We start from the raw sequence: 20,588 nt of genomic DNA, 5'->3' as shown, positions 1-20,588 counted from the left end.
ATGTCAATACTTGTCAATTACCGGGTACGCAGATCTGCGTACGGCCGGGCCTGCTCCCGGCGGATGCCCCCGGCCCGGCCGGGCACCGATGATCCGGGTATGACGAGACGGTGGTGGATCGGGGCGACATGTGTGGCGTTGGTGCTGGCGGCGATCGGCGACGCCGGGCCGGAGATCGTGGCCTCGCGGAGCCTTGTCGCCGGGTACGACGGGCCCGGGCCGCTGATCTACCTCGGGGTGGCGGTGCTCGTGGCCCTCGTGCGGTGGCGGTTCATGCCGCTGCTCGCCGTGGTGATGTCGGCGCTGTTCCTGGTCGGCGGGTTCGCCGCCGCGCAGTTCCGCGACCGGCTCACCGACCCCGGCGCGGTGGTGCAGTTCGCGGCGGGGTGGCTGCAGATGGCGAGCTTCGCGGCCGCCGGCTGCTGCGGGCTCATGGGAACCCGCAGCCGCCCCGGGCCGTCCAAGCCGTCATGACGACTCGCATCGCGCTGGCCGCGATCCTGTTGCTGCTGTCGGCGTGCGGTGGGGGCGGCTCCGGTGCGGGTGCGGGCCTGGCCGGGCGGACGTTCCTGTCGACCGAGGTCACCGGCCACACCCTTGTCGCCGGCACCCGGCTCGAGGTCGGCTTCCCGCAGGACGGCAAGCTCACCGCGCAGGCCGGCTGCAACCACCTCTTCGGCGACGTCTCATTCGGCGGCGGCCGCTTGCAGGTCTCCGGCATCGGTACCACGGACATGGGCTGCGAGCAGGCGCGCGGCGAACAGGACACGTGGCTGGTGCACTTCCTGTCGGCGGGCCCGGCGTTCACGCTCACCGGCGACGAGCTCGTGCTCACCGGCGCCGCGGAGACGATCCGGCTCGTCGACCGGAAGGCGGCCTCGCCGGACCGGGCACTGCAGGGGACGCGCTGGGTGGTGGAGTCGGTGCTCGACGGGTCGACGGCCGGTTCGGTGCCGGCGGGCGCGGAGGCGTACCTGCAGTTCGACGGCGAGCGCGTCACCGGCGACGGCGGCTGCAACAGGCTCAGCGGCCGGGCGGTGCCGGGCCCGGACACGGTGACGTTCAGCGACGTCCGGTTCACGCTCATCGCGTGCGCCGACGACCGGAACACCCTCGACGAGGCGGTGCTCGCCACACTCAGCGGGGTGGTGACCGTGAAGATCGACGGCGACCGGCTGGAGCTGCGCGCCGCGAACGGGAAGGGCCTGCAGCTGCGGGCCGGCTGACCGGATCGGGCCCCGGTTCGCGGGGCCGGGCCCCGGCATCGTTGCGGGCAGACAGGCACCGACGGAGCCGCTACCCTGGGCTGCTCGCACTCATCGGGGGATCAGCACACATGAAGACGACGGTCCGGGCCGTGATCTCGGTCGGCCTCCTCGCGGGGTTCTATCTGCTGGCGATCGCGCTCATCGGCGGGCTCGGCTGGGTGAGCGTCTGGCTGTTCCAGGAGCATCCCGGGGTGGCCGCGGGCAAGGTCGCCTACCTCACGATCGCCGTGGCGGCCGGCCTCGTCGTCGCCTTCTGGAAGATCCTGCGGGCCAAGCCCGGTGAGCCCGAGGGCCTGCCCCTCACGCCGGCGGAGGCGCCCGGGCTCTGGCACGCCGCCGGCGACCTCGCGCAGCGGGTCGCCACCCGCGCCCCGGACGAGATCCGGCTGATCCCGGACGTCAACGCGGCCGTGGCCGAGCACACGCGCCTGCTGGGCCTCGCGGGCGGGCGCCGCATCATGTACGTTGGGCTGCCCCTGCTGCAGGCGTTCACCGTCGCCCAGCTCACGTCGGTGCTGGCCCACGAGCTCGGCCACTACTCCGGCAGCCACACCAGGCTCGGCGCCCTGGCCCACCGGGGCCGGATGGCGATCGTGCAGACCATCGTGCAGGTCGGGCCGTCGAGCATCGCCGGGTTCGTGTTCCGCACCTACGCCCGGCTCTACATCCTGGTCGAGCAGGCCGTCAGCCGCCGGATGGAGTACGAGGCCGACGAGTTCTCGGTCCGCATCGCGGGCCGCGCGGCCGCTGTCAGCTCGATGCGCGACATCCCCGTCATCGAGGCGGCGTGGAACTTCTTCGTCGAGCGGTACGTCACCATCGGCTGGGACGCCAAGCTGGCCCCCCAGGACGTCTTCGGCGGCTTCGGCATGCTGCTGCGCGGCCGCGCCGGCGAGCTGGCCGCGCTGCGCGACGGCGCCCCGCCCGAGGAGCGCTCACGCTGGGACTCCCACCCGCCGATCGCCGACCGCATCCGCGCGATGCAGGCCATGCCCGACCCCGGCGTCACCGCCGACGAGCGCCCGGCCACCGTCCTGCTCGCCGACCCGGCCACCCTCGCCCAGCGCCTGCAGCGGGCCGCGCTGAACATCGAGGACAAGACCCTCCTGCCGTGGGACCAGCTCACCGACGTCAGCGTCGCCGCGAACGCCCAGCGCGACGTCGACGCCCTCTTCCGCGCCGCGGCCCGCCTCGCCGGCGCCGCCCAGGGCGACCTGGGCCTGGTCCTGGCCCTGGTCGAGCAGGGCCGGGCGGCCGACCTGGCCCGGGCCGCGCAGCCCCACGGCGACCCGCAGGAGCAGCGCGCCGCGCTCACCGCCCTGATCGCCGCCGCCATCGCCATCGCCACCCGCGGCGGCGGCCAGGGCCGCTGGCGGCACTCCTGGACCGGAGCCGCCGAGTTCGTCGGCCCCGACGGCCGGCAGCCCCCGATCGACGAGATCGCCCGCCTGGCCACCGACCCGGCGACGGCGCCCGAGGCCCGCCGGCGCCTGGCCGGCCTGGGCGTCGACGCGGCCGCGGTCCGCCAGCAGTCGGCCCGCGCCACCGCCGACGGCGCCGAGGTCGTGGGCGGCATCGCGAACATGAACGCCCCCGGCAAGCTCCACTTCGACGTCCTCATCCTCACCAACGGCCTCCTGCTGATCCCCGGCCCCAAATCCACCGACGACGGCAAGCAGCGGCTGCTGCACCTGATCCGCTCCGCCCCCCTGCCCGAGCTCGCCCGGCAGTGGCGCTTCCTGCCGTTCGAGGACATCGCGGCGGCGGCGATCCCCAAGACCACCCCGATCAAGGTGGCCCTGACCCTGCACAGCGGCGAACGGCTCGAGCTGGCGGAGTCGTGGACCGGCGAACGCCTGGGCCGCCACGACAACGACCTGCTGGCGTCCGCCCTGGAGCCGTACGTGACCACCCCGGCCCCCACCGCCTGAGCGCCGAACCCACCCCGCTAGGTCGCCGCGTCGCGCTCGCGCAGCAGTTCCTTGGCCGCGGCGAGCGTCGCGGCGCCGAGGGGGTCCGCGTCGGTCGAGGCGGGCACGAGGACGACGTCGTCGACGCCGTGCTCGCGGTAGGCGGCGATCCGCTGCCGCGCCGCGTCCCGGTCGCCGACCACGCCGACGGCGTCGACGAGCGCGTCCGGGATCGCGGCGAGCAGCTCCCGCGGGTGCGGGCCGGTGCGGGCGAACTCGACCACGTCACCGAAGCCGGCCCGGACGAACATGTCGCAGTAGCCGGGCGCGGCGAGGTAGCCGACCACACCGCGGCGAAGCTGCTCGTACGCGGCGGAAAGGTCGGAGCCGATGGCGGCCGGGGCCCAGGCGGCCACGCGGGGACGCCGGCCGTCCGCCGCCCGGAGCCGGCGCACCAGATCGCCCGCGGTCGGCGGGTCGAGGAGGTTGAGCACCATGCGGTCGGCGTGGCGGGCCGCGGTGGTGACGGCGCGCGGGCCGAACGCGGCGACCACGATGTCGGGCTCGACCGGCGGCAGGCGCAGGCGGTATCCGCCGACCCGCTCCCCCGCCAGCAGCGCCCGGACCGACCGGGCCGCTGTCTCCAGCGCCTGCGCCGAGCCCGCGCGGGAGCGGCCGTGCCACTGCTCGACGACGACCGGGCTGGAGGTGCCGAGCGCCACCGAGACGCTCCGCCCGGTGAGGGCGGCGACCGAGGCCGCGCCCATCGCGATCATCATCGGGTCCCGGACGGTGACGGCGAACGGGCCGAGCACCAGGCGGGTCGCCGGCGGCAGCGCCGGGCCGGCCGCCGCGGCGAGGGCGAACGCGTCGTACGTGGCCATCTCGCCGATCCACAGCGCCGGGAAGCCGAGCTCCCCGGCGAGGCGGGCGGTGCCGAGGGCCTCAGCCGGCGGGCGGTCCTGCCACAGGCCGAGGGAGATCTCGATGCTCACGAGCGGCTGAAGCCGGCGGGCAGGCCCAGGCCGCGCATCGTCGAGGCGTCGGCGATGGCCCCGGTCACGGGAGGAACTCCTCACGGAGCTGCCGCTTGAGGACCTTGCCGACCGGGTTTCGGGGCAGGGCCGCGCGCAGCTCCAGTCGCTCGGGCAGTTTGTACGAGGCGATGCGCCGGTCCTGCAGGAAGCGGACCAGCTCGGCCAGGTCGAGCTCGGCGCCGTCGCGGAGCACCACGACCGCGCAGACCCGCTCGCCGAGGACGTCGTCGGGGTAGCCGACCACGGCGGCGTCGGCCACCGCGGGGTGGGCCGCGATCAGGCCCTCCAGCTCCGCCGGGGCGATGTTCATGCCGCCGCGGATGACCAGGTCCTTGGCCCGGTCGACGTACTCCAGGAACTGCCCGTCCGCGCCCGCGATGACGAACACGTCGCCGGTGCGCAGATACCCCTGCTCGTCGAACGGGCTGGCGAGGCGCTCGCCGTGCAGGTACCCCGCAAAGACCGTGGGGCCCTTGAGCCGCAGCTCGCCGGGGACGCCGGGCTCAGTGACCTCCTCGCCGGTGGCCGGGTCGACCAGGCGGACGCTCGTCCACTCGGCGACGCGGGAGCTCCACGTGTAGCCGGAAACGCCGTAGCGCGGGAAGTACCGGGCCCGCTGCTCGGGGTCGGGGACGTCGTGCGGGTCGGTGAGCAGCGAGATGCCCTCGTTGGAGCCGAAGAAGTTGATGATGCCGATGCCGTGCCGCTCCTGCCATCCGCGGACCATGGTGGGCTGGAGGGGTACCGAACCGGAGCCGATCAGTCGCAGGCTGCTGATGTCGGCCCGGGCGAGCAGCTCCTCGCGCTGCAGGAGCAGGGTCAGCAGGGCCGGCGGGGCGACCGTGTAGGTGACCTTCTCCGCGCTGATCTGCTGCAGGAACGTCGGCAGGTCGAACGGGTGGTGCTGGACCAGGACGCAGCCGACCCGCAGCCACGGCAGGAACATGCCGCCGATGCCCGCCATGTTGACCATCGGGAACGGGTTGAGCAGCACGTCGTCCTCGGTGAGCCGGGGCGCCTCGACGGTGCCCCAGCAGATGGCCAGCCAGTCGTAGTGGCAGCGCGGGACGCCCTTCGGGGTGCTCTCGGTGCCGGACGTCCAGCAGATGGTGACGCAGTCGTTCGGGTCCGCCGGATGCGCGGCCACGTAGTCGGCCAGACTCGGGCCGACGGCGACCAGCAGCTGGTCCAGCGGGACGATGCCGTCGTCGACCTTGGGGCCGTGGGCGAGCGTGATGGCGGGCAGCTTGTAGCCGAGGACCTCCGCGGCGTGGAACCGGTCGCCGATGCGCTGCGTCGTCACGAAGAACTTGGGCTCCACCAGCGCGGCCAGCTCCACGATCTCGTGCTCGCGGAACTGGACCGGCAACGGCGTGACGATCAGGCCGAGCCGCCAGGAGGCGAGGTAGGCGATCACCAGCTCGACGGTGTTGGGCAGCTGCACCGCCAGGACGTCACCCTGCTCCGCGCCGTAGTCGAGCAGGACCGTGGCCAGCCGGTCGACCTCGGCGTCGAGCTCGGCCCAGGTGAGCCGGCGCGGTTCGGCGCCGACGAGCGCGGCCTTGTTGGCCGGGTCGACGACCGCGAGCCGGTCGGGCTGCCGGGCGACCTGCGCCCGCAGGAGCGCGTCAATGGTGTCGGGCGACCACCAGCCGCGCGCGGTGTACTCCTCGACCCGCGAAGGTGGGTGCAGCTTGCGTCCCGGCATGCCCGAAGCCCCTTTGGTACGTGGTGATGTACGTGCTGGAGATGTCGACGACGTCACCGAACGGCTTGCCCGCCACCGTTGCCGCGCTGCGCTGGAACGGGCGGAAGCGGCCGATACCCCCGCTACTCACCATGCCCGCCGGGGTCGGCCGGGCCCATCGGGGAAACAGCCGAGAAATACTCCGCCACCGTGCCCTGTCCAAGTCACTCTCGCTGCTCGACCGGGGCGCTCGGGTCTATGCGCTCATCGTCGGCTCGGTCGACTGCTCAGGCACGCCCTGCGGGCGGCCTACTCCTGAGGCCGCCAGAACTCGTCCGGGAGGGCGGCCACCTCGGCGCCGGACTGCTCGAGGTCGGCGGCCCAGGGCAGCAGCTGCTGGAACGGCGGCGCGCCCTGGGACGCCAGGTGCCGGATCACGCCGACGTTGCGCTCGACCCGGCCGAGGATGGCGTCACGGATCACGAGCCGGTCGCCCTGGTACCCGTATGCGTCGAGGAACAGATGGAGCCGGCGCCGCCGGTCGTCCGGGTCCTTGAACCCGGCGGGCTCGGTGATCCCGGCGGTCAGCAGCGGCGTCCAGGTGAGCGCCGAGAACGCCAGGTCGCCTTCGCGCGGCGAGGGGCTGGCCAGCTCCCAGTCGGCGAACCCGACGAGGGTGTCGCCGTCCCACACGGCGTTCCACGGTGCCGCGTCGAGGTGGGCGATGACCAGCCCGGGCGCCCACGCCTGACCGGTGAACCAGACGGCGCCGGCGGGCGGCTCGAACGTCGCGGTGGCGTCGTGCAGCCGGCGCAGCCACGCACCGACCTGCTGGAGGGCGGCGTCGGAGCGCAGGAAGTCGGGCCACGTCGGCCCCTCGTCGCCGAGCGTGCGGCCCTCGAGGAAGGTCACGCGCTCGCGGCCCTGCTCGTCGAAGCCGCGGGCCCGCGGGGCACCGGCGAAGCCGGTGTTTTCCAGGTGCCGCAGCACGGCGTGCACCGATGCCGTGGACGGCTGGGCGGGGCGGCGGACCTCGTCGCCGACGCGGACAGCTCCGTATGTGCGCCCGCCGGGCAGCCGTTGCTCAGTCACCCCGTGGTTCTACCGTGACCGCCCGGCCGACGCGACCGAATTAGCGCGTCACCGATAGCGGCCGCGGACCCCGAGCAGGGCCCGGTCGGTCATGCTCGCGCCTCGGGCTCGATCGAGACGTCACTGCCGCCGCGCAGGGGTTCGCGGCACTTGTCGCAGGCCAGGCGGGGCGTGAAGATGCGACGGCACTCGGTGTGGCGGTAGACCAGGGCCCGGCCTTCGGGGGCCTTGAACCAGCGGTGGCCCCAGTCGAGGGTGCACATCACGACCGGGAAGAAGGCGCGGCCCTTCGCGGTCAGGTGGTAGCTGAGCCAGTCGGCCCGCTCCGCGCCCGGGGCCGGGTCGAGCACGCCCAGGTCGCAGAACGTGCGCAGGCGGTCGGCGACCATCGTCGGCGGTGCGCCCAGGCGCTGCTCGAAGTCCTTGAACCGGTGGGCGCCCAGGAACGCGGCGCCGAGCAGGGCCGAGGACCAGCGGTTGCCGATCAGGGCCATCGTCTGCGGGAACAGCCCGGGGCTGGCCCCGGCGCCGGCGAACGAGCGGCGGCGGGTCGTGGCCGCGGGGACGCTGCGCTCCCAGGTGCCGCTCGGGCCGAAGCCGCCGGTGACGTCGCGGGGCTCGACCGGCTTGCCGCACGCGGCGCACATGAGCAGCGGCTGGAACGGCTGCCCGCAGCGGCTGTGGCGCATGACCGGCAGCCGCTCCTCGTGCTGCGGCACCCACGTCGCCTCCCAGGCCCAGATGGTCAGGAGGATCGGCCAGGTGTCGCGGCCGCGCTTGGTGAGGCGATACTCGAAGCGCGGCGGGCGCTGCTGGTAGGCGACCTTCTCCATCAGACCCAGCTCGGCCAGGCGGGACAGCCGGTTGGTCAGCACCGAGTTGGAGATGGGCAGGCGTTCGAGGAAGTCGCTGTAGCGCCGCACCCCCAGCGCCGTCGCGTAGCGCAGCAGCAGCAGCGTCCACTCATCACCGATGATGCCGAGGGCGTGCGCGACGGCGTTCTGCGACCCCGCCTCCAGTAGTGTCGGCGAGTCGCCCGGGCCCGCTGTCACGCATGTCCCATGCGCAGGCCGGCGGCGATGGTGGCGGCGCTCGCCCAGCCCGGGATCGAGGAGCCGGCGGCCCAGGTGGCGTGGGTGCCGCTGGACACCCGCTCGGGCAGTGCGACCCGGGCGATCGGGCCGTCGCCGACCCGCTGCGCGTCGAAGACCAGGCACTCGGACAGGTTGCGGTTCATGTCGGTGACGATCGTGATCAGGTAGCCGTCGTCCTCGGCCGCCGAACCGACCCGCGGCGCCATCGCGGTCTCGCTGCCGAAGACGCCCTCGCCGAACGCGTACCGCTCGTCGTGCCCGGTCTCCAGGTCGTGCTTGACGACGCCGTCGAACAGGAACCAGCCCTCGACCCCGGTGGCGGCGTAGGCGTACCGGTTGCGGCGCCCGCCGTGCCGACCGTTGATCATGCCGAACTCGGTGACGGTGTCGCGCAGCCGCTCCTCGCGGACCTGGCCGGTGACCAGGTTCAGCCGCCAGCGGTGCAGGTGCGACTGCATGCGGTCGAGGGCCAGGAAGCGGAACATGCGCTGGAAGTACGAGCCGTCCCCGCGGTCCCGGGGCTCCGGGTCGTCCTGGAAGAAGCCGTCGAGGACGATCTCGTCGCCCTCCTCGTAGGCGTTCACCCAGTGCAGGACGTACGTCGGGTCCGCCTCGAACCACCGGACCTGCTCGCTGGTACCCCGGCGGGGCACGACCCCGATCCGCAGCGGCAGCTCGGGGTGGAAGCGGGCCGCGTGCACGCCCTGCGCCAGCAGGTCGGGCTCCCAGAACAGCGGGCAGTCGTTGAGGATCGCGTAGTGCTCGGTGTAGGCCATGTCGTGCGGCAGGCGCGGCCCGGGCAGCGGCACGTCGATGTAGTGCACGAGGTGGTTGCCGCTGTCGACCACGCCGTAGTGCAGGTACGGCGCCTCCTTGCCGTAGTTGAAGAACAGCAGCTCGCCGGTGTGCTCGTCGCTCTTCGGATGGGCCGAGACGCCCCACTGCGACGGGAACCGCCCGCCCCAGCCGGACTTGCCGAGCGTGTCGAGGGTGAGGGGGTCCAGGCGGTACAGGTCGCCGCATTGATAGAAGCTGGTGAGGGCGACGCCGGCGTGCACGACCACGTCGGTGCTGGAACTGTCCTTGAGCCCGCCGCGAGCACCCCAGCCGGGGCGCAGGCTCGTGTTCGGGGGCTCGGCCAGGCCCGCCCACAGCGGCTCCTTGGCCTCCTGCTCGGCCAGGAACCCGTCGGTGCGCACGAACCGGTTGCGGTAGAACGCCTTGCCGTCGCGGAACCCGACCACGTGGATCATGCCGTCGCCGTCGAACGGGTGGTACTTCCCGGCGATCGCGGGGTGCACCGGGTTCTCGGTGTTGCGCAGGTACACGCCGTCGAGGTCGGCCGGGATCTCCCCGGTGACGGTGAGGTCGTCGGCGCGCCACTCGTTCGTCTGCGGCCGCCAGGGGCCGGTGCGGTACGGGTGGTCGTCGTCCTCCGGCAGCGTGGACAGGGCGTGGCCGACCAGCTCGACATCCATGCGTCGTCCTTCTAGAGGGCCGCGCCGACCACGAGGCTGACCGTCGTGGTGGTGCTGCCGCCGATGTTGAGCGTGGCGAAGGTCCGCGCGCCCGGGACCTGATAGGGCCCGGCCTGGCCGGTCACCTGGCGGTAGGCGTCGACGAGCATGCGCACGCCCGTGGCGCCGACGGGGTGGCCGCCGCCGATGAGCCCGCCGCTCGGGTTCATCGGGATCCGCCCGCCGATGGCCAGCTCGCCGGACTCGACGGCCTTCCAGCTCTCGCCGGGGGCGGTGATGCCGAAGTGGTCGATCGCCGCGTACTGCGACATCGTGAAGCAGTCGTGCGTCTCGATGCCGTCGACGTCGTCGACGCCGCCGATCCCGGCCCGGCCGAACGCGTCGAGGACGGCCCGGCGCACGTGTGGCAGCACGTACGGGTCGTCGGCGCTGCGGCGCAGCTTCTGGTCGAGGGAGAGCCCGACGGTGGCGTGGCCCCAGCCGAGGATCCGGGCGAGCGGGCGGCGGGCCAGGCCCGGGTGGGCGGCGAGGTAGCGGTCGCCGACGAGCACGACCCCGGCCGCGCCGTCGGTGACCTGGCTGCAGTCGTTGCGCCGCAGCCGGCCCTCGACCGGCGGGTTGGCCGCGTCGTCGTCGGTGAAGCTGGCGTCGGTGAACGTCCAGTTGCGGGTCTGCGCGTTGGGGTTGACCCGGGCGTTGTCGAAGTTGAGCCGGCCGATGGCCCGCAGGTGGCGCTCGTCGAGCCCGTAGCGCTTGTCGTACTCGTCGGCGAGCGCGCTGAACATGTACGGCCACATGAACTTCGCCTGCTGCCCCTCGTGCCCGACCCAGGCGGCCGCGCCGAGGTGGCCGGCGGCCCGGTCGCCGGGGACCGTCCGCTCGAGCTCGGCCCCGAGCACCAGGGCGGCGTCGTAGCGGCCGGACTCCAGGTCGGCCATGGCGGCGAGGATCGCGGTGCCGCCGGAGGCGCAGGCGGCCTCGTGGCGGGTGGCCGGGATGCCCCACAGGCGCTCGTCGACAGTCGCCGGCATGCCGCCGAGCTGGCCCTGCCCGGTGAAGAGCTGGCCGAAGGCGTTGCCGACGTGGATCACCCCGATGTCGGCCGGGTCGATGCCCGCGGCGTCGAGCGTCCCGGTGGTCACCTCCGCGAAGAGCTCCGCGAACCCGTGGCCGGCCCGCGCCCAGTTGCGGGCGAAGTCCGTCTGGAAACCGCCGGCGACCCAGGTCGTCACTGCTGCCATGCCTTCTTACTACAACAAGCAGAGTAGCTCGTCAACGTACAAGCGTCCTGACCTGAGAGTGCTCTTGCCAACCACCTCCGACGAGACTACATCTGACAGAGTGACCACACGCGACGTGTACGTCCTGGAGCACCTGCGCACGGCGCGCGCCAAGGGCTCGGCGAAGGGCTCGCTGCACCACCTCAGCCCCACCGAACTCGTCGTGCGCCTCCAGCGCGCGCTGATCGAGCGCACCGGCCTCGACCCGGCCCGGATCGAGGACGTGACCCTCGGCCTGGCCTCCCAGAGCGGCGAGCAGGGTGCCAACCTCCCCCGCACCGCCACGCTCCTGGCCGGGTGGGGCGCGCACGTGCCCGGGGTCAGCCTGAACCGGTTCTGCGCCTCCGGCATCGACGCGGTCGCCCAGACCGCGGCCCGGGTGAAGGCCGAGGACCTCGACCTGGCGGTGGCCGGCGGCGTGGAGAGCGTGTCCCGGGTCCCGATGTTCTCCGACGCGGGCCCGCTCTGGAGCGACCCCGACACGATCCGCCGGGTCGGCTCGATCCACATGGGCATCGCCGCCGACCTCAACGCCACACTCGACGGCTGGCGGCGCGAGGAGCTCGACGCCTACGGCGTGGAGACCCAGACCAAGGCGGCGGCCGCGTGGGCGTCCGGCTTCTTCCGGTCAGCGGTGGTACCGCTCGACGGCTTCGACCGCGACGAGCTGGTCCGCCCCGGGACGACCCTCGAGTCCCTGGCCGCCCTCCCGCCCGCGTTCGCCGAGCTGGGCGCCGCGGGTCAGGACGCCATCGCCCTGGCCGCCCACCCCGAGGCCGGCGCCATCGAGCACCGGCACACCGTCGGCACCTCCCCCGCCATCGCCGACGCCGCCGCCCTGGTGCTCCTGGGCACGCGCGCGGCGGCCGCGGCGGCCCACCTGGCGCTCCGGGCCCGGATCGTCGCCGCCGCCACCTGCAGCACCGACCCGGTCATCATGCTCACCGCGGGCCGGCAGGCCGTGGAGAAGGTGATCGCCAAGGCCGGCCTCACGCCCGCCGACATCGACGTGTTCGAGTTCGCCGAGGCGTTCTCGGCGCTGTGCCTGACGTTCCGCCGCGACCTCGACGCCGGCCCGGACCGCATGAACCCGAACGGCGGCACGATCGCCATGGGCCACGCCTTCGGCGCCACCGGCGCGATCCTGCTCGGCCAGTGCGTCGAGGAGCTGCACCAGCGTGGCGGCCGCTACGGCGTGGCCGCGGTCAGCGGCGCCGCCGGCCTGGGCGTCGCCGTCCTGGTGGAGCGGGTGGACGCGTGAGGATCCGCACCAGTCCGGCGGCCCGGGCGCTGCGAATCCCCGGGGGACGGGTGGTGGCCGCGATCGCGGCGGCCGGGGGCCGGGCTGCTCGATGCGAGCCGGGCCGGGAAGCCGCACGAATACCGCACCGCCCAGGAAGCGTTCGCCGAGTTCGCCGAGGAGACAATGCCATGAACGAGCGGATCGGGCCGGCCGCTCACCATGAGTGCCGGGTGGCGCTCGCGGCCGCGCCGCAGCGGGCGGAGGTGACGGCGTGAGCTGGGCGGCCGTCGGGATCAACCTCGTGGCCACGCTGGCCGCCGTTGCGGTCACGATGGCCCTCACGATGGCCTACGCCCTTCACAGACGTGAGCAGAGCATCGTCGACACGGTGTGGGGCCTCGGCTTCGTCGTCATCGCGACCGTGTCGTTCCTGCTCTCCGCCGGGCACGGCGACACCCTCCAGCGGTCGGTGACGCTGGCGCTCACCGCGATCTGGGGCGTGCGGCTCGGCGGCTACATCCACGCACGCAACCGGGGCAAGGGCGAGGACCCCCGCTACACCGCTCTGCTCCAGCGCAACCGGGGCGGCCTGGTGCCGTACGTCCTCAGGACCATCTACGTCCCGCAGGGCGCCGTCATGTGGGTCGTGTCGATCCCGGTCCAGGTCGCCATGTACGTCGCGAAGCCGATCCCGGTGGTGCTGTGGGCCGGGGTGGCCGTCTGGGCGATCGGGTTCGCGTTCGAGGCGATCGGCGACGCGCAGCTGGCCCGGTTCAAGTCGGACCCGGCCAACGCCGGCCGGCTCATGGACCGGGGGCTGTGGGCGTGGACCCGCCACCCCAACTACTTCGGCGACGCCGTCGTGTGGACCGGGCTGTTCCTGCTCGCCTGCTCCCACTGGCTCGGCCTGGTCACCGTCTTCGCCCCCGCGCTCATGACCCACATGCTCGTCAACAAGAGCGGCAAGGCGCTGCTCGAACGGCGGATGAGCCGCGCGCGCGGGCCCGAGTACGCCGACTACGCGGCCCGCACGAGCGGCTTCTTCCCCCGGCCGCCGAAAACGACAGCCGCCTGACGGCTTGACCTTGCCCCTGGGGCAACCCTCGACGATCGACGGCATGCACGAGATGACGCACATTCGCGAGCGGGTCGCCCAGTTCTGCACCGAGAGCGGTGTCCCCGGCTACGTCGCCGGGGTCTACCGGGGTGGCGAGACCGAGATCGCCGCGCACGGTACCGCCGACATCACCACCGGCGCCCCGATGACCGCCGGCACCGGGCTGCTGTTCGGGTCCATCACCAAGGTCATGACGACGATGCTCGTCCTGCAGCAGGTCGAGCAGGGCCGGCTCGACCTCGACCGGCCCGTCGTCGACTACCTGCCCGAGTTTCGCCTCGCCGAGCCCGGAGCGGCCGAGAAGATCCTGGTCCGGCACCTGGTGACGCACACCAGCGGGATCGACGCCGACCTGTACTTCCCGCGCGAGCACTACCTGGAGGGGCTCGCCGAGCAGTGCGGAACGCTGTTCGAGCCCGGGCAGTACGTCAGCTACTCCAACGGCGGCATGAACGTGGCGGGCCGGCTGCTGGAGGCCGTCACCGGCGTTGCGTACCTGGAGCTGCTCCGGCGGGACGTCTACGAGCCGCTCGGCCTGCGCGGCGCCGGGGACACCACCGCGATCGGCCACTTTCCCGGCGCGGACGGGGCCGCCCGGCCCACCACCATGTTCAAGCTGCCGGACACGTGGGCGGCGGCCGGCGCCAGCGCCATCGGCACCGTCGGCGACCTGCTCACCCTCGGCCGGGCCCACCTGCGGGCGGACAACCCGATGGCCGTGAAGACCCACGACATGGGCGTGGCAAACGTCCCGGCGATCGGCATGGGCTGGCTCCTCGAGGACTTCGGCTCGGTGACGGTGCTCTGCATGTCCGGCGCGTCGCCCGGCGGCGTGGCGGTCCTCGCGGTCGTCCCCGCGCTCGACCTCGTCTTCGCCGCATACGGCAACGATCCCCGCGCGTTCGCCCTGCACAACGAGCTGCTCCCGTGGCTCGTCGGGCAGCACACCCCGGTGACGTTCCGCCCGCTGCCGGCCGCCCCCGCCGAGGACCTGGAGCGCTACGCCGGCACCTACCGGTCCCAGCAGCTGCGCGTCGACGTCCGGGTCGTCGACGGCCAGCTGGAGGAGACCGTCACCTACGAGCCCGCGGACGCGGACCAGGAGGCCATCTTCACGGCCTTTGCCGGGGGTACCGTCGCAGCGCCCCCACACCGCTACGCCCCCGTCGCCAAGGACCTGTTCGCCCCGGCCGGCCTGCCCCTGGAGTCCCTCACCGGCTACAGCCGCGTGTACCTCGTCTCCTACCTCGGCGACGAGCACGGCCACCCCACCCACCGCTGCGCCGGCGGCCGCATGACGAAGCGGACCCCGTGCTGAGGCGCGGCCGGTTGGACGGCAGCGATCAGGCGGCCGGCCGCTCTCAGGAGGCCGGCTCCAGCACCGGGCCCTCCGGTGTGTCGACAACGCGCCAGCCGGCGTCGGCGATCTCGGCGCGGAGGCGGTCGGACTCGGCCCAGTCGCGGCGCTGCCGGGCGTCCTCGCGCCGGGCCAGCAGGGCCTGCACCGCCGCGCCGGCCGCGGTGGTGGCGGTCCGGCCGGTCAGATCGGCCGCGGACAGGGTGGCCAGGCCGAGGCCGAGCACGGCGTCGGCCGCGGCCAGCAGCACGGCCCGGTCGGTGTCCGGCAGGTCGTCGCCGCGCAGTGTCGTGTTCAGGTCGGCCAGGGCTCTCGGGGTGTTCAGGTCGTCGGAGACGGCCTCGTCGAGGCGGCGCAGGGCGGCCCGGCCGGCGTCGGTGCTCATCGCCGCCTCCGCCGCCGCGCGGGTCGGCCGGTCCGGCAGCGGGCGCAGGGCCTCGGCCCGGCCGACCAGCCGGCGCAGGGCGCTCGACGCGGCCTGGACGGCGGCGTCGGTGAGCTCCAGCTGGCTGCGGTAGTTGGCGGTGAGCAGGAAGTAGCGGTAGGCGAGCGGGTGGACGCCGGCGTCGACGAGGTCCTGCAGCAGCGGTCCGCCGTCCTCGGACTTGGAAACCTTGCGGGCGCGCAGGAGGACGAACTCGTTGTGCAGCCACAGGGACACCCACGGCGCGGCTGCCTCGCCGAGGAACGCCTCGCTCTGCGCGATCTCGTTGACGTGGTGGATCTCGCGGTGGTCGACGCCGCCGGTGTGGATGTCGAAGTGCCGGCCCAGCAGGTCGATGCTCATGACCGAGCACTCGAGGTGCCAGCCGGGCACGCCGGTGCCCCACGGGGATTCCCAGCGCATGACCCGCCGCTGGCCCGGGGCCTCCGTGCGCCACACCGCGAAGTCGGCCTTGTTGCGCTTGCCGGGCACCGCCTCCAGGCGGGCGCCCTCGCGCTGGCCCTCCATCGAGATCTGGGCCAGGGTGCCGTAGCCGGGTGAGCGGGACGTGTCGAAGTACAGGCCGCTGTCGGCCTGGTAGGTGTAGCCGCGCTCGTCGAGCACCTTCGCAAACTCGATCATCTGCGGCACGTAGTCGGACGCCCGGGGCAGCTCGGACGGGGTGCGGACGTTGAGCCGGGCGAGGTCGCGCAGGTACGCCTCGGTGTAGTGGGCGGTGACCTCGCGGACCGACTTCAGCTCACGGCGGGCGGCCGCCTCGACCTTGTCCTCGCCGAGGTCGCTCTCGCCGACCGTGTGGCCGACGTCGGTGATGTTGACGACCTGCCGGACGCGCAGACCCTTCCATTCGAGGACCCGGCGCAGGGTGTCGCTGAAGACGTAGGGGCGCATGTTGCCGAGGTGGGCGTACGAGTACACCGTCGGGCCGCAGGTGTAGAGGCCGACCTCGCCGGGGACCAGCGGGCGCAGCGGCTCCGCCCGCCGGGAGAGGGAGTTGTACAGCGAGATCGGTGCACCGTCGGCCATGGAGCAAAACGGTACCAACCGGCGCTACCCCGCAGCATCAGGCGTTGAGATGGCGGCGCAGGAAGTCCAGGGCGTGCGCGAGCAGCCGCGACACGTGCATCTGCGAGAGCCCGACGATCTGGGCGATCTCGGCCTGGGTCCGGTTGCCGTAGAAGCGCAGCGCGATGATGCGCTGCTCCCGCTCCGGCAGCCGGACGATCAGGCGGCGCAGCGCCTCGTGGTGCTCGACCAGCTCGTACTCGGGCTCGCAGGCCCCGATCGTCTCCCCGAGCGTGACCTGTGACTCGCCCGCCCGGGCCGGCTCCTCCAGCGACAGCGGCCGGAACACGCCCCCGGCCCCGGCCACGTCGAGCACCTCGTGCGGGGCCACCCCGAGGTGCGCGGCGAGCTCGGCGACCGACGGCGGGCGGCGCAGCGACTGCGTGAGCTCCTCGCGCGCCCGGTTGAGACGCAGCCGCAGATCCTGCAGGCGGCGGGGCATGCGCACGCCGTAGCTGCGGTCCCGGAAGTACCGCTTCAGCTCCCCGAGAATCGTGGGCGTCGCGTAGGCACCGAAGTCGACGCCGTGCTCGGGGTCGAAGTGGTCGACCGCCTTGACCAGCCCGAGCGCCGCCACCTGCATCAGGTCGCCGCGCGCCGCCGGCGGCCCGTAGCGGCGGGCCAGCCGCCGCGAGGCGGGCAGGCACACCTCGATCACCTCGTTGCGGGCCCGCCGCCGGGCCGGATCGGCCGCGTCGAGCGCCCGGAACCGGCGGACGAGCTCGATGACGTCGGCCGGGAACTGCCCGGGCGGCACCGGCAGCTCGGCGAGCGCGACAGCCTCGCGCTGGAGGTGCTCCGGCGGCCAGGCGAAGCCGTCGTATGCGGCGAGCCGCTTGGCCGCCCCGACGATCTCCAGCGCGGACAGGACCGCGCCGCCCGCCCCGGCCACGTGCAGGTGGGCACCGTGCTGCTCGGCCCGGCGGCTCAGGTAGAGCAGGACCCGGATCGAGGCCGCGTCGAGCAGCCGCAGCCGTGACACGTCCAGCACGAGCTCGCTCGCGCCGACATCGAGCTGCCGGAACACCAGCTGACGGAGGTAGGGCGCGGAGGCGTAGTCCACGACGCCGTCCAGCTCCAGCAGGCAGCGCTCCCCGGCGAGTGACCGCAGCACAGACAGGTCCACTGTCTCATCGTGTTGGCTGCGGCAACCTCGAACTAGTCCGCCGAGCGACGTTTCGCGCAGCGGTTATACGCACAGCGAAGGACCGATCCCTCTGCGGAGTGAATCCGGTGGAATCGATCGACACGTGTCCCCCGCGGGAGCTACACGCCGATGCCCACCGTGCGGGGACGTGCCGGTGGGCCGGTGCGCCATAGCGTCGGCGTATCGGCGCGGCAGGCGGTCGCGCACCTGGTGAAGGGGTTCACGATGACCGAGACTCAGCCGGCCCCGGCGCGCCCGGCCCGCCGGATCGGGCTGCGCCTGCCCGTGATGCTCGTGGTGTTCGGGATCGTGCTCGTGGCCTCGGCGGCCGTCAATTCGGCCGCCTCCGGCAACGCCGCGACCGCCCTGGCCGTCGGGGTGCTGACGGCCGGGCTGGGCCTGTGGGTGTACCGCCGGATCGTCGCCGCGCTCGAGCGGCGCCCGGTCACCGAGGTCGCCCCGGCTGCGCTGGCACCGCAGGTCCTGCGCTTCACGGGCGCCGGGATCGCGCTGTTCACGCTGACGATCGGGGTCATCGCGCTGTTCGGGGGGTACGAGATCCGGGGTTGGGGCTCGGGCTGGGCCATGCTCGCCACCCTGGGCACGATGATCGGCGCCGCCGTCGCCGAGGAGCTGCTGTTCCGCGGCGCACTGTTCCGCCTGGTCGAGCAGTGGCAGGGCACGTGGGCCGCGCTGGGCGTCTCGGGCGTCCTGTTCGGTGTGCTGCACCTGTTCAACCCCCAGGCCACGCTGTGGGGCGCCCTGGCCATCGCCGCCGAGGCCGGCCTGATGCTGGGCGCCGCGTACACGGCCACCCGCTCCCTCTGGGTCCCGATCGGCCTGCACCTGGGTTGGAACTTCGCCGAGTCCGGCCTCTTCGGCACCGTGGTCTCCGGCACCACCGGCACCCACGGCCTCCTGCGCGGCGCCGCGGCCGGCTCCGATCTGATAAGCGGCGGCCCCTTCGGCCCCGAGGGCAGCCTCGTCGCCATTCTGGCCGGGGCCGCGGTGACAGCCGTCTTCCTGCGCCGGGCGTACCGCACGGGCCGCCTCGTCCACCGCCACCGCCGCGCCACCACGCCCTCCTCCCAGAGCCCTGACGCCGCGGCCGGCACGTGAGCGGGGCGGGGCGAGCGGGGAGAGGGGGTTGACGATGGGTCCGGCGGCACCGGGGTTCGAGGGTCGTTACGCTGCGGGCGTGCTGCGTGGGCTGGGTGGGCGGGGCCGGGTCGTCGCGCCGCGGTGGTGGCGGGCGCGCAGCGTGGTGGTGCGGGACGGGGCGGTCGGGGTGGCGCTGGCGGCGCTGGCGTTCGTGCCGCCGCTCGCGGCCAACGGGACCCGGCTCGGGGAGCTGCCGCACCGGGCCGTCGACGGGCTCGCCGTGCTGGCGGCGCTGGCGCAGACGGTGCCGCTGGCGTGGCGGCGGCGGTGGCCTTCGGCGGTGCTGGCGGTCGCGGCGGGCGGGTTCGCGGTGCAGGAGCTGCGGGGCTATCCGACGTTCGCCGGGGCCGGGTTGCTCGTGGCCCTGTACAGCGCGGCGGCCTACCAGGAGCGGCGGCGGGGCTTGACGACGGGCATCGCCTGTGCCGGGTATGCCGGGCTCGCCGTTGCCCTGCATGCCGCCGGGTCGCCCACCCGGGTGCAGGACTTCGTGCTGTTCTTCCTGATCGTCATGGCCGGAGTGGCGGCGGGGTCGCGCGTGCGGCGGATGCGGATCATGGAGCCCGAGCGGCGGCGGGCGACGGCCGCGGCGGCCCGGGCCGGGGAGCGGGCGCGGATCGCGCGGGAGTTGCACGACGTCATCACGCACCACGTCACGGCGATGGTCGTGCAGGCCGACGCCGCGCAGTTCCTGGCCGCGGCGCCGCAGCAGGTGAGCGCCAATCTCGAGGCGATAAGCGGTACCGGCCGGCGGGCACTGCGTGAGCTGCGCGACCTGCTCGGGGTGCTCGACCCGGACCGGGTCGCGCCCCGCGGTGACCTGCCGACCCTGGCCGCGCTGCCCGAGCTCGTGGTGCAGACCCGCAGCGCGGGGCAGCCGGTCGAGCTGGTGGAGGACGGGCGGGCGGGCGGCCTGGGCTCCGGTCGGGAGCTCACCGCATACCGGGTGGTGCAGGAGGCGCTGACGAACGCCCTGAAGTACGCCCCCGGCCGGCCGACCCGCGTGCACCTCGCCCACCGCGGCGACGGCGTGCACATCGCCGTCGGCAACGATCCGGGGCCCGCGCCGGCCCACCCCGTCGGCGGCTCCGGGCGCGGGCTCGACGGGCTGCGCGAGCGGGTCGAGATCCTCGGCGGCGAACTGCACGCCGGCCCGACCGACGACGGCGGCTTCCTCGTGACCGCCCGCATCCCCACCGGAGACACCGCATGAGTGAGCGCATCCGGGTGCTGGTCTGTGACGATCAGGCCCTGGTCCGGACCGGGTTCGTGACGATCCTCGACGCGCAGGAGGACCTGGAGGTCGTCGGCGAGGCCGGTGACGGGCGGGCGGCGGTCGAGCTGGGGCGGCGGCTGCGGCCCGATGTCGTGGTCATGGACATCCGGATGCCGGTGCTCGACGGGATCGAGGCGACCCGGCAGCTGGCCGGGCCCGGTATCGCCGAGCCGGTCAGGACGCTCGTGGTGACGACGTTCAACCTGGACGAGTACGTCTTCCAGGCCCTGCGCGCCGGAGCCAGCGGGTTCCTGCTCAAGGACGCCACCCCGCAGCAGCTGATCGCCGGCGTGCGGACGGTCGCGGCCGGTGAGGCCCTGCTCGCCCCGGCCGTGACGCGGGAGCTCATCGGGCGGTTCGGCACCCGGGTGCGCCCGGCCGCGCCGGAGGTGGCCGCCGGGCAGGTGCTCGCCCCGCGGGAGCTGGAGGTGCTGCGGCTCATCGCGACCGGGCTGTCCAACGCCGAGATCGCGGCGACGCTCGTCATCAGCTCGGAGACGGTGAAGACGTACGTCTCCCGGATCCTCACGAAGCTCGATCTCCGCGACCGGGTGCAGGCCGTCGTGTACGCCTACCGCAACGGCCTCGCCGACGCCGGCTAGCAGTCATCGGCATATACAGGCAGTCGATACAACCCCATCGCGACCCTTTTCCCGCCGGGAACGTAGTGCACCAACCGGGCGGCAAGCCTCGTTCGCGTCAATACAGACCAATTCAAAATGGTTCGCCATCAATGCGTGCAGCGTCCTAACAAATCGATGTCCTTCGCACCCAAACACTCCCGGAGTACTTCTTCATCGATTCATTTCGCGCTAGGCTCCCTTTTGCAATCGACCGACGCGGTGCGGCGAAGGGAGGTCGGCCATGAAGTCTGTGCGCTCGCTCTAAGGAGCCTCGGCGCCGGCGGCGAGCGAAAGCGTCGCCGGCGCAT

General features: G+C 73.5%; 17 protein-coding genes. 9 read left to right on the top strand and 8 right to left on the bottom strand.

What is annotated here, in order from left to right:
- The first annotated feature begins 99 nt into the window (after window positions 1-99).
- From Dvina_RS14570 to Dvina_RS14560, 3 genes are all read left to right on the top strand, one after another.
- Entirely contained in the window at window positions 100-474 is a 375-nt protein-coding gene (locus tag Dvina_RS14570; protein WP_223103016.1) for a hypothetical protein, read from the top strand.
- Complete coding sequence (locus tag Dvina_RS14565) at window positions 471-1,226, top strand: META domain-containing protein (protein WP_223103015.1); 756 nt, start codon at window positions 471-473, stop codon at window positions 1,224-1,226. The genes Dvina_RS14570 and Dvina_RS14565 overlap by 4 nt, the downstream gene beginning before the upstream one ends.
- Before the next feature lie 110 nt (window positions 1,227-1,336).
- Entirely contained in the window at window positions 1,337-3,199 is a 1,863-nt protein-coding gene (locus Dvina_RS14560) for a M48 family metallopeptidase (RefSeq protein WP_223103014.1), read from the top strand.
- 17 nt (window positions 3,200-3,216) lie between these two features.
- Here Dvina_RS14560 and Dvina_RS14555 read toward each other — a convergent pair whose 3' ends face one another.
- From Dvina_RS14555 to Dvina_RS14530, 6 genes are all read right to left on the bottom strand, one after another.
- Complete coding sequence (locus tag Dvina_RS14555; RefSeq protein ID WP_223103013.1) at window positions 3,217-4,173, bottom strand: LLM class F420-dependent oxidoreductase; 957 nt, start codon at window positions 4,171-4,173, stop codon at window positions 3,217-3,219.
- A 64-nt stretch (window positions 4,174-4,237) separates the two neighbouring features.
- Window positions 4,238-5,923, bottom strand: coding sequence for a class I adenylate-forming enzyme family protein (locus tag Dvina_RS14550; RefSeq protein WP_223103012.1), 1,686 nt, complete (start codon window positions 5,921-5,923; stop codon window positions 4,238-4,240).
- A gap of 288 nt (window positions 5,924-6,211) precedes the next feature.
- Window positions 6,212-6,994 (bottom strand): phosphotransferase, encoded by a 783-nt coding sequence (locus Dvina_RS14545; protein ID WP_223103011.1) that lies wholly within the window; start codon window positions 6,992-6,994, stop codon window positions 6,212-6,214.
- Between the two features lie 89 nt (window positions 6,995-7,083).
- A complete protein-coding gene (locus Dvina_RS14540; protein WP_223103010.1) occupies window positions 7,084-8,046 on the bottom strand; it encodes a winged helix-turn-helix transcriptional regulator in 963 nt (320 codons plus the stop codon).
- Window positions 8,043-9,566, bottom strand: a complete 1,524-nt coding sequence (locus tag Dvina_RS14535; RefSeq protein WP_223103009.1) for a carotenoid oxygenase family protein — start codon at window positions 9,564-9,566, stop codon at window positions 8,043-8,045. Before Dvina_RS14535 ends, Dvina_RS14540 begins: the two co-directional genes overlap by 4 nt.
- 11 nt (window positions 9,567-9,577) lie before the next feature.
- On the bottom strand, window positions 9,578-10,807 hold the full coding sequence (locus Dvina_RS14530) for an acetyl-CoA acetyltransferase (RefSeq protein WP_223103008.1): 1,230 nt from the start codon (window positions 10,805-10,807) through the stop codon (window positions 9,578-9,580).
- A gap of 100 nt (window positions 10,808-10,907) precedes the next feature.
- Here Dvina_RS14530 and Dvina_RS14525 point away from each other — a divergent pair, with 100 nt between their 5' ends.
- From Dvina_RS14525 to Dvina_RS14515, 3 genes are all read left to right on the top strand, one after another.
- Window positions 10,908-12,107: an acetyl-CoA C-acyltransferase gene (locus tag Dvina_RS14525; protein WP_223103007.1), complete on the top strand. Its 1,200-nt coding sequence runs from the start codon at window positions 10,908-10,910 to the stop codon at window positions 12,105-12,107.
- Window positions 12,108-12,360: 253 nt separating this feature from the next.
- Entirely contained in the window at window positions 12,361-13,164 is an 804-nt protein-coding gene (locus tag Dvina_RS14520) for a DUF1295 domain-containing protein (protein ID WP_246656215.1), read from the top strand.
- 43 nt (window positions 13,165-13,207) lie between these two features.
- Window positions 13,208-14,524, top strand: coding sequence for a serine hydrolase domain-containing protein (locus Dvina_RS14515; protein ID WP_223103006.1), 1,317 nt, complete (start codon window positions 13,208-13,210; stop codon window positions 14,522-14,524).
- A gap of 43 nt (window positions 14,525-14,567) precedes the next feature.
- On the opposite strand, the gene cysS is transcribed toward Dvina_RS14515, so the two are convergent.
- Together cysS and Dvina_RS14505 are read right to left on the bottom strand one after the other, a co-directional pair.
- The gene (cysS, locus tag Dvina_RS14510; protein ID WP_223103005.1) at window positions 14,568-16,034 is read right to left on the bottom strand and encodes a cysteine--tRNA ligase; all 1,467 of its coding nucleotides are present in this window, start codon (window positions 16,032-16,034) and stop codon (window positions 14,568-14,570) included.
- A gap of 37 nt (window positions 16,035-16,071) precedes the next feature.
- Window positions 16,072-17,199 carry a SigB/SigF/SigG family RNA polymerase sigma factor gene (locus Dvina_RS14505; protein WP_223103004.1) on the bottom strand — a complete coding sequence of 376 codons (1,128 nt, stop codon included), beginning with the start codon at window positions 17,197-17,199 and terminating at the stop codon, window positions 16,072-16,074.
- 309 nt (window positions 17,200-17,508) lie between these two features.
- Here Dvina_RS14505 and Dvina_RS14500 point away from each other — a divergent pair, with 309 nt between their 5' ends.
- The 3 genes from Dvina_RS14500 to Dvina_RS14490 all read left to right on the top strand — a co-directional run bounded on the left by Dvina_RS14500 (window position 17,509) and on the right by Dvina_RS14490 (window position 20,259).
- Window positions 17,509-18,339, top strand: coding sequence for a CPBP family intramembrane glutamic endopeptidase (locus Dvina_RS14500; protein ID WP_223105527.1), 831 nt, complete (start codon window positions 17,509-17,511; stop codon window positions 18,337-18,339).
- 79 nt (window positions 18,340-18,418) lie between these two features.
- A complete protein-coding gene (locus Dvina_RS14495) occupies window positions 18,419-19,594 on the top strand; it encodes a sensor histidine kinase (protein ID WP_246656214.1) in 1,176 nt (391 codons plus the stop codon).
- The gene (locus tag Dvina_RS14490; RefSeq protein WP_223103003.1) at window positions 19,591-20,259 is read left to right on the top strand and encodes a response regulator; all 669 of its coding nucleotides are present in this window, start codon (window positions 19,591-19,593) and stop codon (window positions 20,257-20,259) included. Before Dvina_RS14495 ends, Dvina_RS14490 begins: the two co-directional genes overlap by 4 nt.
- Window positions 20,260-20,588 lie beyond the last annotated feature (329 nt).

The sequence above is a fragment of the Dactylosporangium vinaceum genome (genome assembly GCF_019904175.1).
GTDB lineage: Bacteria > Actinomycetota > Actinomycetes > Mycobacteriales > Micromonosporaceae > Dactylosporangium > Dactylosporangium vinaceum.
Note: the sequence above shows the minus strand (reverse complement) of the source record. Positions and strands in the feature narration are given on the sequence as shown.